Here is a 13,459-nt window from a genome sequence, read left to right on the forward strand (position 1 = left end):
CCCAACTGTGGGGAAGGAAACAAAAACCCTCTCTTTAAATTGGCTATAGATGCAGAATAGAGGAAATTTTACTCCCTTCCCCATTGTTGGGGAAGGTTAGGGATGGGGTTAAAACCCTATACTCCCCCGCTATTAAATCCCCTAATTCAATACTACCTATCCTTACACGTATAAGTCTTTCTACTTCATAATGCAATTGATAGCACATTCGCCGAATTTGGCGGTTTAAGCCCTGAATCAGAATAATTCTGAAGGTAAAGTCGTCTATCTTTTTAATATAGCAAGGCAATGTCATTTTTCCCATGATTTTAATGCCATTGGCCATAGAGATTAAGAAATGTTCATCAATAGGCTTATCAACCGTTACCATGTATTCTTTTTCGGTCTTATTCTCATTACGCAGCATTTTGTCGTAGAGTGTGCCGTCGTTGGTCAGGAACAAAAGCCCTTCTGATGCTTTATCTAATCTGCCTACGGGGAAAAGTTCTTCTTCAAAAGGAAGGATATTTTTCAGGTTATCAGCAATGGCTGTATTGAGTGTAGTTTCTATACCACGCGGTTTGTAGAAAGCAATGTAGATGAGTTTTTTTCCTTCTTTTAGTACTTCATCATTATAAACTACTTCATCAGTCTGATTTAGCTCTATGTTGGTATTGATAGCAATACCATTTACCAGCACCTTACCTGATAGTATGATTTCTAAAGCTGTCCGATTAGATACCCGAAGTTTCCAGACTAATAGGTATTGTAAGCGATTCCTGAATGTCATTCCTTAGGTATCTTTGGTTCTACCATTACTACCTCTTCTTTCTCTACAATCACTTGCCCCTCGGCCAAATCTTTCGTTTTTCTAACAAACTTTTTCTGGGTCAGTATGACAGGAGCTAAAGTTTCGTTCCGTCGTTTAGAATAATAGGCAGCCAAAGAAGCGGCTGATTCTTTTACGGTATTAGGTATTTTTTTGCCTGCTTTGTACTTTACTACCACGTGCGACCCCTGCGCATCACGGGCGTGTAACCAGAGATCTTCTTTATAGGCATATTGCTGGGTAAGCAGGTCATTATTTTTAGCATTGCGCCCCACCAGAATCTCAAACCCTTCTACCTCAAACCGTTTGAATAAATCTTTGTAACTGACCGCTTGTGAAGCATTACTAACCAGTTTATTTGCTTTCAGATAATTGCGCAGTGCTTTCAGATGCTCGGCCTGTTCTATTTTTTCTATGTGCAGGTTCAGGTTTTTCAGTAGTTCTTCACGGTTTTCTATGTTTTCCATGATTTTCTCGATTTCTATCTTTTCGTTCTTGGCCTTACGATAAAAATTTTCTGCATTTTTCTGGGGCGATAATTCAGGTTTCAGTTTGATAATAATATCCTTATCCCGATAAAAATCAAACAGTTCTACTTTTTCGGCTCGTTCGGGAATCTGATGCAGGTTAGCCATCAGAATATGCCCGATTTCTTCATTTTTAATCGTTGAATCAACCGCCTCTAAACGCTGATAAGCATCTTTCAGATACATATCGGTTTGTTTTTTCTCCTTCGTCAGTTTTCGTAGAACTACTGCTTTTTCTTTATCAAGCGTACTGACTTTATTGTAAAGAATATAAAAAGCATTAATGGCTTCAATAGGTTGCTGAAACTCTTGTAAGACTTCCCCTATCGGTAAAAGTGATAAATGCAGTTGATGTTCCCAACGAATGATATAGTATATTGGATTTTCTAATTTATCAATCGTATCCCGTATTTTTTGCCAGGTAATTGATTCTTCTTGTTCCAGATAGGCATTCACAATTTTCCCAAAAGTTGGAAATAATTTATGGTAGTCCTGATTATGCGCTACAAATGCCTCATACGATTGGTCTATAAAGCGGTCTAAAGTGCTTATCCGAAGATTTTTATCAGCTACAATTTTGCTATGAAAAAGGTCTATCACTTCATCGTTCTGAAACAAGATGATATTAGCACGATTGCCATATAATTTAAAAACGACCGAAAAACCCTGCTCAAAATTGATGGCAAAGCACCTTTCATTGAGAAACTGCCTTACACTCAACACCTCTAAATCCATCAATTGATTAAATAAATCAACGCTGTTTTTTTTGGCTCTTTCAAACTGGTCGGTAAAATACAAGCAGGAGAAATCAGGGAAAACGACAGCTTTCAGGAAGAATTCTTTATAGTTTTTCTTTTTCCCACGGGCAGCAGCAAATCCAAAAACCAGTTCATCTTTTTCCTGACTAAAACATTCCATGAGTTTCAGTCCGGTAATTCTGGTTTCTATTTGCCTGGTCAATTGCCGTAGGAAATAATAATTATTTTGCACGATTCGATAGTATATATGCCTGCAAAGGTAGTGTAATTTAGATAAATAAGCGAAACAGAGAATTTTGTTAAAAGATTGTACCTTAACGGAAGTTTTGGTAAACAAATCCATTTTCAGCATTGATTTTGTTTTGCTTTACTAAACGTGTAACTTTGACAATTAAAATTCAACTTACGCAAATATGCTACTGCTCGGAATCGATATTGGTACTTCTTCTATTAAAGCATCTGTGGTAGATGCTGATACTCAACAAGTGATTGCTTCTGCTCAATATCCTGAGGTAGAAGCCCCTATTTCCTCGCCTTTTGCGGGTTGGGCAGAACAAAACCCCGAAATGTGGTGGAACAATACCATTGAAGCCATTAAACGTGTGAATGCTTTGGGCAAGCAGGAAGCTACCAGATTTGACTCAAAAGAAATTGGTGCGATTGGAATTGCTTACCAGATGCACGGGCTTGTGATGGTAGATAAAGATAAAAAAGTATTGCGCCCCTCAATTATCTGGTGCGACAGCAGAGCCGTACAGATTGGCGATAAGGCTTTCAGTGAAATGGGGGAAGAGTTGTGCCTGAATCATTTATTGAACTCGCCAGGTAACTTTACCGCTTCAAAATTAGCATGGGTAAAAGCCAATGAGCCACATATTTTTGAACAATGTGATAAAATTATGCTACCGGGCGATTATATCGCCATGATGCTGACAGATGAAATCACCACTTCTAATTCGGGGCTATCGGAAGGTATTTTCTGGGATTTTCAGGAGAATAGTGTTTCAAAAGATTTACTCAACTACTATGGTTTCAGCGAAAATATTATTCCTGAAATCAGACCTGTATTTAGTGAGCATGGAAAAGTAACGCCTTTAATTGCAGAGATTTTAGACATCAAAGCAGGTACACCAGTTACTTACAAAGCGGGTGACCAACCGAACAATGCACTTTCGTTAGATGTATTAAATCCGGGTGAGATTGCAGCTACAGCCGGAACATCGGGGGTAATATATGCTGTAAGCGACCAGGTTTCTTATGACCCACAATCCCGTATCAACTCATTTGCCCATGTCAACCATAAAATAGAGGGTGCCAACCGGATAGGTATTCTGTTATGTATCAACGGAACAGGTATTCTGAATCGTTGGGCTAAAGATAATTTTGGCAAAGACCTGACTTACCCCGAGATGAACAAACAGGCTGAACAGGTAGCTATTGGCAGCAATGGCCTATTAGTGATGCCTTTCGGTAATGGTGCAGAGCGTATGCTGAATAACCGTATTTTAGGCGCTTCTTTTCATAACCTTGATTTTAATATTCATTCACAGGCGCATGTTTTTCGTGCCTCGCAAGAAGGCATCGCTTTCTCGCTGAATTATGGCATTCGTATTATGCAAGCCAATGGTGTTGAGCCCAAGGTTATCCGTGCCGGAAAAGCCAATATGTTTTTGAGCGATATTTTCAGTAATGCGCTGGTAAATGTAAGCAATACGCCTATTGAACTTTATGATACAGATGGTGCCAAAGGAGCAGCTTTAGGCGCAGGTTATGGTGTAAGGCATTATAGCACGCCAAAAGAAGCCATGAGCAAACTGATAAAACTGAAAGTAATAGAGCCTAAATCAGCAGATGTAATGGCCTATCAGGAAGCTTATGATAACTGGAAAGTGGTTTTGGAGAAATTGATGGCGGAGTGATTATTAGCATCGTGCAAATTTCTACTATAGACAAATTGAACGATAGATTATTTACCTTACTTGAAGGCAAATAATCTATCGTTTTTTTCATCTCTTCTCGTCTAAAATCTTTGATCAAAAAGCAATTATTTATTGCAATGGAACTTTCATTAATAATACTTCTGTATTACTTATGTATTTAAAAAATTTATGTAATTTGCAATACTTAAATAGATAGAATACTATGGCAAAAGTAGAAACACCTGCAGATAGATATGTTCGTTTACTAAAGGAGAGGCATGGCCAGATTACCTCATCACCTGAAAAATCAAAACAGTTTTTACAAAGTATAGGCTTAACGGAAGTAGTAAAAAATACTGTTTCTATTAAAAGCCCTGCGAAACGCAGTCTAAGCAAGACTAATTAATTTATCACAATATAAACTAATGTATTTTCATAAAACAAGTTTTGTTCTTGGATTTCATGGTTGTGATGAAAGTATCAGAGATGCTTTACTTAAAGGAGAAATAGCGCTACATTATAGTACGAATGAATGGGACTGGCTTGGGCATGGTATGTATTTTTGGGAATCAAGCCCATTAAGAGCCTTGGAATACGCCATTGAATTAAAAAATAACCCTCATAGAACAGCCGGAAAAATAGAAAAGCCTTCTGTAATTGGCGCAATAATAGATTTAGGAAATTGCTTTGACCTTCTACAACATGAAAATCTAAAAGTCCTTAAAGAGACTTATGATATACTTCAGTTAACCTACCAAAGTTCTGGCATACAACCGCCTAAAAATCGAATTAGTAAAGAAACCGGCGAACTTTTAATCAGGAAGCTGGATTGTCTGCTAATTAATGCCGTACATGAATATAAAGAAAAACTGAACATAGACGAGCTTTATGATAGTGTGAGAGGTGTATTTTTTGAAGGTCCGGAACTATATCCAAACGCTGGTTTTAGAGAAAAAAACCATGTACAGTTATGTGTTCGTAATCCAAATTGTATAAAAGGATATTTTTTGCCCAGAGAATTAGATACACGCTATCGAATACCTTAATTCAACAATATCTTCTATTAAAAAAATCCTAAAAATCATCTGAATAACAAAAACTTCAATTCTTTTTACTACATTCGCAACAGAAAGAATAGTATGTTTGCATACAAATAATGTATTCTTTTTAAAGAATTATTTTATAAACAAATAGCTGACTTTTGACCGAATATTAACTAAAATTCTGCCTTTTCTCATCAAAAACCATTTATGAAATTTATTAAGTTTTTTGTAAGTCTGCTCATTGCTGCTGGTTTAACTTACATACTGAATCGCCCACTGGGAGCCTTGCCCGCTCTTGGAAAATTATTCAGCCCATTTGAGGGTTTCTGGCAAAATGGCGGCAATCAATCTGCTCCTGACGAACTTACTTTAGAAGGGATTAAAGAAGAGGTAAGTGTTATTTTCGACGATAACCGTGTACCCCACGTTTTTGCAAAAAATGACGACGACCTTTATTTTGCACAAGGGTATCTGGTAGCACAAGACCGTCTATGGCAAATGGAATTTTATACCTTAGCTGCCTCGGGCCGGTTATCAGAAGTAGTAGGCGAAAGAGCCATTGAGTTGGACAGGTACAATCGTCGTATGGGTATGGCCGAAACTGCCAGAAAAATAGCAGAAAGCTACAAAAAAGATGACATTGCCTTTAAAGTGCTGACAGCCTATACAGCCGGAGTAAATGCTTACCTGAAACAACTATCTTATAAAAATACGCCTGTAGAATATAAAATCATTGGCTATCAGCCAGAAGAATGGTCGCCTTATAAAACGATTCTGATGCTGATGAATATGCGTCAGGTACTGAATGGTGGTAGCGAAGACTTCAGAATGAGCAATGCACTGGCTAAATATGGCCCTGATATAATCAAAGACTTATTTCCTGATTATCCTGTTACAGAGTCTCCGATTATACCCGTAGGTACCAAATGGGAATTTACACCCGTACCTGTTCCGGCTGTTCCGGCCGAGATTGCCGCCAAACCACTTACTAAAGATGGCGCAGTAGCGTTGAATATAGCTGCCCCTGCCCCAGAAATTGGCAGTAATAACTGGGCAGTAGGCGGTGGCAAATCAGCTTCAGGCTTGCCTATTTTAGCGAATGACCCTCACTTACAACTGACCTTACCCTCTATCTGGTATCAGATGCAGTTAAGCACGCCTACCATGAATGTCTATGGTGCTTGTTTGCCTGGTACACCGGGTGTAACCATTGGTTTCAACAAAGATATAGCCTGGGGGGTTACCAATGTAGGCTCTGATGTAATGGATTTTTATCAGATAAAATTCAAAGATAAAACACAGAAAGAATACTGGTACAACGGTGCATGGAAGCCTGTAACCATAAAAATAGAAGAATTTAAGATTAAAGGAAAAGAGGCTCTAAAAGATACTGTTTTTTATACGCATCATGGCCCTGTTTTGTATAACCACACAAGCGAAAAAAACTTCTCTAAAAATGTACCTGTCGGCCATGCCATGAAGTGGGTAGGTCATGAATTGGACAACTCTGATTTAATGGGCTTCTATTACCTGAATCGTGCGAAAAATTATGACGATTACCGAAAAGCCCTTACCTATTACAAAGCCCCTGCCCAGAACTTTGTTTTTGCCGATAACCATAATGATATTGCCATTACCCCCAATGGTAAATTGCCATTGAAATGGAAAGAACAAGGCAAGTTTATATTAGATGGCTCTAACCCGGCACATGACTGGCAGGGCTGGATACCTGCAGAGCAGAATCCGACTGTGAAGAACCCGCCTCGTGGATTTGTGAGTTCGGCCAACCAGTTTTCTACTGACCCCACTTATCCTTATTATTTAGGCTGGAAATTTGCCCCTGCCGAAAGAGGTATCCGTATCAACGAGCGTCTGGAAGCTATGCAAAAAGCAACTATTGATAGTTTGCGTTCGGTACAAAATGATAATTTTAATGTAGAAGCCCGCAGAGTTTTACCAGATGTATTAAAGATTTTAGCAGAAGACCCCGCTAATGCAAGCAATTCAGCGTATCAGGCTTTGGCAAAATGGAATATGAAAAATGACCCTTATGAAGTTGGGCCGACTATTTTTGAAAGATGGGTAAAAGAACTGCGCATATGGGTATGGGAGGATGATTTTTCTGTGCAAAGTGAAAAAGAACCAATGAGCCATCCAACGAGAGATATAACCTGGAATTTAATTAAAAATACCCCTGATGCCAAATGGTTTGATAATCTGAATACGAAAGATAAAGTTGAAACCATGCAGGATATTGTGAAAGAGAGTTTCAAAGCAACCGTAGATTCGCTGACTGCTAAACTTGGCCCATTGAATGCAGAGACATGGGCATGGACCAAAGTAAAAAGTACAGATATTAATCATTTGGGCAGGCTACCCGGCTTTGGTAAACAAGATATACCCAATGGCGGCGGCGGTGGTATTGTCAATGCTACATCAGAAACACATGGCCCTTCATGGCGGATGGTAGTACAATTAGATAAAACCTGGCCTAAAGCCTACGGACTGTATCCGGGTGGACAATCGGGTAACCCGGGAAGCCCTTATTATGACAATATGGTTGACAAATGGGCAAAAGGTGAACTAAACGAATTGTTATTTATGAAAACAAAAGATGAAAAAAGTAACAGAATCGTATCGACCACTAAAATAAGCGGAAAGAAATAAGTGTTTTCAGACCTGATTTTTTTTACTATCTCTTAAACGAAATTATCCGATGCCTTATATAATTATTCTCGTTGTCAGTGCTATTGCACAATTATTTCTACCGTGGTGGGTTATCGCTCCTATTGCCTTTTTGGTAGGCATGATGAAATCTAAATCAGCTGGTGGCTCTTTTTTTGCCGGAGCCGGAGCCATTATAACTCTATGGATAGCTTATGCCCTCTATCTGAATATTTCTTCTGACGGACTGATGCTCGACCGTATTGGTGGTCTGTTTTCAGAGAGTCTGAAATTCCTGAAAAATATCCCTTATGAGGTTTCATTTTTTACTATTATGGCACTTATTGGAGCTTTAGTAGGTGGTTTTTCGGCTTTAGCAGGATATCAGTTCAAGCAATTAGTCAAATAAAAGCCTACATAATTCCTCTTTTTTGAGGGATTTTTCTATCTTTGCAGGCTTTATTCCATTTATCAAATACTTTTCATAGTACACAAATATTGGGTGTACGCTAATTAATTTTTCAAATGAAAAAACTTTCAGTTTTCGTTCTATTAGTTTCGCTTATTGCATGGGGTTGTGACAAATCAGCTTCTACTTCAACCACAGCAGGTGGAAAACAAGTAGCAGGTCGTATTGTTTATGTAAATACAGATACCTTGCTTAACAAATATGATTATTATAAAGACATCAGTAAGGCTTCTGAAAATAAAAGATTTCAGTTAGAAAATGACTTACAGAATAAAGCCCGTACCTTCCAGAACAAAGTAGCATTCTTTCAGCAAAGAGCTCAACAAGGCCACATGACTCAAGAGCAAGCACAAACTACCCAGATGCAATTGCAACAGGAGGAGCAGAACATCATGGCTTATCGTGATAAAAGTGCTCAGGCATTAGCACAGGAAGAAGGTAAAAAGACAGAAGATATTCTGAATAAAATTCATGAGTACCTGAAAGAGTTCAATACCTCAGACAAGTATGACATGGTAATCGGTTATTCTAAAGGTGGTGGTGTATTATATGCTAAAGAAGATTTAGACATTACCAAACAAGTATTAGAAGGTTTAAATAAGAAATATGCTGAAGACAAGAAAAGTGGCAAAATAACTATTGAAAAAGATAGTACGGCTAAAAAGTAAAACCATCTTGCGCTTTCTGCGTATGTTTAAAGAAAATTATTGAAATCAAATGCCATTAGATCAAACTCCGTATTACGATTACGACGACGGTAAGGAAGAAGAAGTAGGTAAAGAGATGTCTTTTTTAGACCATCTCGAAGAACTTCGATGGCACCTAATCCGTGCGGCTGCAGCCATATTTTTCTTCATGATTTTTGCCTTTATCTATATTGAGGAAATTTATGAAACTGTTATCTTAGGCCCATCTAAGGTAGATTTCTGGACTTACCGTATGATGTGTAAGCTCGGGACAGCTGTTGGTGCACCCGGCCTTTGTGTTGAAAAACTACCATTTAGTTTAATGAGTCGGGAGGTATCGGGGCAATTTATTATGGCCTTTACTTCTGCGGCAATCATTGGTCTGGTCTTTGCGTTCCCTTATGTATTCTGGGAAATCTGGCGTTTCGTGAAACCCGGTTTAAAACCATCAGAAAGTAAGTCAGCCAGAGGTGCTGTTTTTTATGTTACTTTTTTATTCTTTTCCGGGGTTTTATTCGGTTACTTTATTGTTTCGCCATTAGCCGTCAACTTTCTGGTTAATTTTCAGATTAGTAAGAGTATCGAAAATCAGTTTGATATTGGCTCCTATATTTCTTTGTTAGCTACACTTACATTAGCTTGCGGAGTGGCTTTCCAATTACCGGTTGCTATATTTGTATTAACCAAGATTGGGGTTATCGGGCCACAATTTATGAGAACCTATCGCAAGCATGCAGTAGTAGTTATTCTGATTGTAGCGGCTATTATTACGCCATCACCTGATGTTACCAGTCAGCTATTAGTAGCATTCCCACTCTATATTTTATATGAAGTAAGTATCGTTATATCGGCAAGGGAAGAAAAAAGACGCCTGGCCGAATTAGCTGCCGAGGGTAACGAAATAAAAGATTAATCTTAAGAATTATATTAAAGAGACTATCATAAATTTTATGGTAGCCTCCTTTTGTTTTCTTTAAGCTATAAAACCTATTTTGGTATGTGTGCCATCGCAAAAAGGTTTGTTTTCAGAAGAACCACAACGGCACAAGGCCGTAACTTTATGCTTTTTAGTAACATTGCCGTCTGAGTCCTTTATTGATATATTACCATACACCAATAAAGGGCCGTTTTTGGTAGTTTCTACAATCGTTTCATTCTCTATTTGCTTCTCCTGCTCGCCTACTTCATTTTTGAAATAAGATAATGCGCCCGAAGGGCATTTATCAATCTGTGCCATAATTTTCTCACCACTTTCATGCTCAGGCGTAACCCACGGACGCTTACGAGGGTCGAATACATTCGGTAAACCCCTGAAGCAGATAGCTGAGTGAATACACATATGCGGTTGCCAGACAACCGTTACCTCATTATTTGGATAATGCTTCGTGATTTTCTTTTGTTCTTCCATTCAAGTCATAAATTTTATTCAATAATAAGCAAACTTATACTCATATCAAACTTGCCTATACGTAATCAGTTATATAGCATGTAAAATTTCTATTAAAAGATTTTTTAAGAATTATTGAAAAAATAACTAAACAATTAGTTATACATTTGCTTCTTAATGATGAAATACTTATCCTATAAAACCTACATGTTTACCAAGGCTATCACAATTGTTTTACTGTTACTCTGTTTTGCTTTACCGGGTGTTTGCCAGCTAAATATAGAAGGGCGTGTGATTGATGGGGCAGATAACAAGCCTTTGATTTTTGCCAATGTATTTATTAGCAATACAACTAAGGGGCAGCAAACCGATGAAAAAGGCAGATTTAAACTGACAAATGTACCCTCAGGCACTATTGACCTGGTAATAAGTTATGTAGGCTATCAGACTTTCTCTTTACAACTGAAAGCCGATACCCTAAAAAAATCATTGTTAGTAATACTCAACGCCGATGCTATTGAGTTACAGGGAGTAACCGTCAAACGTGTCAGAGATGGTTTTAAGAAGTACTTCTATGTTTTTGAAGAAGGGTTTATGGGCAAAACCAATTTTTCAAAAGAGTGCAAGCTGAAGAATCCGGGAGCCTTGACATTCAGTAAGAGTAATGATGATTCTGAACTGATTATCAGAGCCGAAGAACCACTGGAAATTGAGAATAAAGTTTTAGGGTATGTAGTAAAATATCAGTTAGAAGAGTTCAGGTATAATTTCAAGGAGCATTATACTTCTTACTGGGGGTATCCTTTTTTTGAGGAAATGAAAACCAGGAGCGATAGAAGAAAAAAACAATGGATTGAGAATAGAAATAAAGCCTATTATGGCTCTTCACAACATTTTTTGAAAGCTCTGACAGAAGAGAAATTGAATGAAGAGGGCTATGTAATGCATACATTAATCAGGCAAGAGAAAAAATTCTTTTCTGTGCCTCTGGTAGCAGAGAAACGGGATAGCACAGGTAATATCATTAATGAGGCATCTAAAGAAAAGATGATGGTCGATTCGACCGACCTTAAATTAAGAATCAATCAATCTTTAAAGAAAATCGCCACTAACGGCTTTAGCCGACATGTACAGTATCTGGTAAGAACGCCTTTAAAAGAAAGTGAAATAGTAAGCCAGCATAAAGACTTGTTTGCGATTGAGTTCAGAAATCATTTATATGTAGTTTACAACAAAGAATTTGAAGAACCTCAATTTGCCAATGGTGGGTTGACCAATATCCCTCAAACTTCTATTATATCCTTACTTGAACCGCCTGCGCTGGTTGAGAAAAATGGACATCTGATTAACCCCTTAGCCTTCATTTTTGAGGGTAGATGGGGGAATGAAAAAATTGGTGAATTATTGCCTCTTGATTATCAGCCCGAATTACCTTAGACTATGTATCATGATTTTTTAAATCCTGGTTTTGTAAATATCTCAGCCTATCTATTCTATCGAAAGAATTAATCAGAATTAGGGTTACCGACTTAACGGTTCGTCGGTACAAGAATCGCCATTCATATCTTCTCAGATACGTCGAAAAAACAGGGTAACATATAGGCTAAAAACAGCCTGTAAGTCGATAGATAATTTAATTCCAATTTAAGTTATGAATATATTGATAAATATTTGAATTATTTCTATATTAGGGGCAACATAAACTAAGTTTACGACCCTGTGAAAATAGCAATAATCAAAGAAACCAAAGCATTTGAAAAACGTGTTGCCCTAAGTCCCGAAGTCTGCAAACAACTGATTCAAGCCGGATTTGAGTGTGCGATTGAAAAAGAAGCCGGAGTCTCCTCCTTTTTTGAAGATACTGCTTACGAAGCCATTGGCGCTAAAGCAGAAAAAAATAAATCTTCCCTACTTTCAGGTGCCGATATAGTATTAAAAGTAAACCCACTCACTGTTGAAGAAGTCGGCCACATGAAAAAAGGAGCGGTAGCTATCTCATTCATGTATGCTGCTACTAATCCTGAACTGATAGAAGCCTGTACCAAACAGGGTATTTCTGCTTTTTCGGTCGATGCTATTCCCCGTATTTCCAGAGCCCAGAAAATGGATGCCCTGAGTTCACAAGCCAATCTTGGGGGTTATAAGTCTGTTATTATCGGTGCTTATCACTTAGGTAAAATCTTTCCTCTGTTAATGACTGCTGCAGGAACTATCAAACCTGCCAAAGTAGTAATTATGGGTGCTGGAGTGGCTGGTTTACAAGCCATTGCCACAGCCAAGCGTCTGGGGGCAGTAGTTGAAGTAAGTGATATTCGCCCAGAAACCAAAGAACAGGTACAATCATTAGGGGGTAAATTTATAGAAGTGAAAGGTGATGATTCTGTTAAAATTGAAGGGGGTTATGTGAAAGGCATATCAGAAGATTTCCTCAAAAAACAACAGGAAGTAATTGCCAGACATATCAGCGAAGCCGATTTAGTAATTACTACAGCCCTGATACCCGGTAAAAAAGCACCTATGCTCGTACCGGAAGAAGTAGTAAAAAGCATGAAATTAGGTTCGGTAATCGTAGATATGGCGGTAGAACAAGGCGGTAATTGCGCATGTAGCGAATACGGCAAAACTATTGTAAAACATGGGGTAACTATTGTTGGAGAACCCAATATCCCCTCACTCCTACCCTTGAATGCCAGTGAGCTATATGCCAAAAACATTGCCACTTTCTTGTTGCATCTGGCAACTAAAGACGGATTCAAATGGGAAATGGATGAAGAGATAACCAAAGGCTCATTGATTGTTCATAATGGCAAAGCAGTACATCCATCTATAGTCAAATAGATTAAAAATAATAATTCAACTCATCATATTCTAAATAACCTTATTTACAATGATTAACGACATAGTCAGTTTTTTAGGCGAAAATATTGAGATGATATACATTCTTGTATTATCTGTTTTTGTAGGTGTAGAAGTAATTGGCAAAGTACCAGCTGTATTACATACCCCACTCATGAGCGGTGCCAATGCCATTCATGGGGTAGTAATTGTAGGTGCCATTATAGTAATGCTTAATACTCCTGCTGATAATATACTGGCATTAGCCTTGGGTTTTGTGGCGGTAGTATTAGGAACACTCAATGTAGTAGGAGGATTTGCTGTAACAGACCGAATGCTTGAAATGTTTAAGAAAAAATAAAA

General features: G+C 38.1%; 13 protein-coding genes. 10 read left to right on the forward strand and 3 right to left on the reverse strand.

Annotated elements, in window-relative coordinates; all coding sequences use genetic code 11:
- Window positions 1–43: 43 nt before the first annotated feature.
- Together EWM59_RS09575 and EWM59_RS09580 are read right to left on the reverse strand one after the other, a co-directional pair.
- Complete coding sequence (locus EWM59_RS09575; RefSeq protein ID WP_130020745.1) at window positions 44–769, reverse strand: pseudouridine synthase; 726 nt, start codon at window positions 767–769, stop codon at window positions 44–46.
- A complete protein-coding gene (locus EWM59_RS09580; protein ID WP_310587845.1) occupies window positions 766–2,295 on the reverse strand; it encodes an NFACT RNA binding domain-containing protein in 1,530 nt (509 codons plus the stop codon). The genes EWM59_RS09575 and EWM59_RS09580 overlap by 4 nt, the downstream gene beginning before the upstream one ends.
- A gap of 211 nt (window positions 2,296–2,506) precedes the next feature.
- On the opposite strand from EWM59_RS09580, the gene EWM59_RS09585 reads away from it, so the two are divergent.
- From EWM59_RS09585 to tatC, 7 genes are all read left to right on the forward strand, one after another.
- Window positions 2,507–4,012: a xylulokinase gene (locus EWM59_RS09585; protein WP_130020747.1), complete on the forward strand. Its 1,506-nt coding sequence runs from the start codon at window positions 2,507–2,509 to the stop codon at window positions 4,010–4,012.
- A 223-nt stretch (window positions 4,013–4,235) separates the two neighbouring features.
- Window positions 4,236–4,418: a hypothetical protein gene (locus EWM59_RS09590; RefSeq protein WP_130020748.1), complete on the forward strand. Its 183-nt coding sequence runs from the start codon at window positions 4,236–4,238 to the stop codon at window positions 4,416–4,418.
- 19 nt (window positions 4,419–4,437) lie between these two features.
- Window positions 4,438–5,058 (forward strand): hypothetical protein, encoded by a 621-nt coding sequence (locus tag EWM59_RS09595; protein WP_130020749.1) that lies wholly within the window; start codon window positions 4,438–4,440, stop codon window positions 5,056–5,058.
- A gap of 204 nt (window positions 5,059–5,262) precedes the next feature.
- Window positions 5,263–7,722 (forward strand): penicillin acylase family protein, encoded by a 2,460-nt coding sequence (locus tag EWM59_RS09600; RefSeq protein ID WP_130020750.1) that lies wholly within the window; start codon window positions 5,263–5,265, stop codon window positions 7,720–7,722.
- Between the two features lie 49 nt (window positions 7,723–7,771).
- Window positions 7,772–8,128, forward strand: a complete 357-nt coding sequence (locus EWM59_RS09605; RefSeq protein WP_130020751.1) for a hypothetical protein — start codon at window positions 7,772–7,774, stop codon at window positions 8,126–8,128.
- 116 nt (window positions 8,129–8,244) lie between these two features.
- Window positions 8,245–8,856: an OmpH/Skp family outer membrane protein gene (locus tag EWM59_RS09610; protein WP_130020752.1), complete on the forward strand. Its 612-nt coding sequence runs from the start codon at window positions 8,245–8,247 to the stop codon at window positions 8,854–8,856.
- A 49-nt stretch (window positions 8,857–8,905) separates the two neighbouring features.
- Window positions 8,906–9,787, forward strand: a complete 882-nt coding sequence (gene tatC, locus EWM59_RS09615; protein WP_130020753.1) for a twin-arginine translocase subunit TatC — start codon at window positions 8,906–8,908, stop codon at window positions 9,785–9,787.
- 60 nt (window positions 9,788–9,847) lie between these two features.
- On the opposite strand, the gene EWM59_RS09620 is transcribed toward tatC, so the two are convergent.
- On the reverse strand, window positions 9,848–10,282 hold the full coding sequence (locus tag EWM59_RS09620) for a (4Fe-4S)-binding protein (RefSeq protein ID WP_130020754.1): 435 nt from the start codon (window positions 10,280–10,282) through the stop codon (window positions 9,848–9,850).
- Window positions 10,283–10,438: 156 nt separating this feature from the next.
- On the opposite strand from EWM59_RS09620, the gene EWM59_RS09625 reads away from it, so the two are divergent.
- The 3 genes from EWM59_RS09625 (at window position 10,439) to EWM59_RS09635 (ending at window position 13,457) form a co-directional block, all read left to right on the forward strand.
- Entirely contained in the window at window positions 10,439–11,698 is a 1,260-nt protein-coding gene (locus EWM59_RS09625; RefSeq protein ID WP_130020755.1) for a carboxypeptidase-like regulatory domain-containing protein, read from the forward strand.
- A 282-nt stretch (window positions 11,699–11,980) separates the two neighbouring features.
- Window positions 11,981–13,099 (forward strand): Re/Si-specific NAD(P)(+) transhydrogenase subunit alpha, encoded by a 1,119-nt coding sequence (locus EWM59_RS09630; RefSeq protein ID WP_130020756.1) that lies wholly within the window; start codon window positions 11,981–11,983, stop codon window positions 13,097–13,099.
- A gap of 49 nt (window positions 13,100–13,148) precedes the next feature.
- Window positions 13,149–13,457, forward strand: a complete 309-nt coding sequence (locus EWM59_RS09635) for an NAD(P) transhydrogenase subunit alpha part 2 (protein WP_374755941.1) — start codon at window positions 13,149–13,151, stop codon at window positions 13,455–13,457.
- Window positions 13,458–13,459: the final 2 nt, after the last annotated feature.

Source organism: Emticicia agri (assembly GCF_004168285.1).
GTDB lineage: Bacteria > Bacteroidota > Bacteroidia > Cytophagales > Spirosomataceae > Emticicia > Emticicia agri.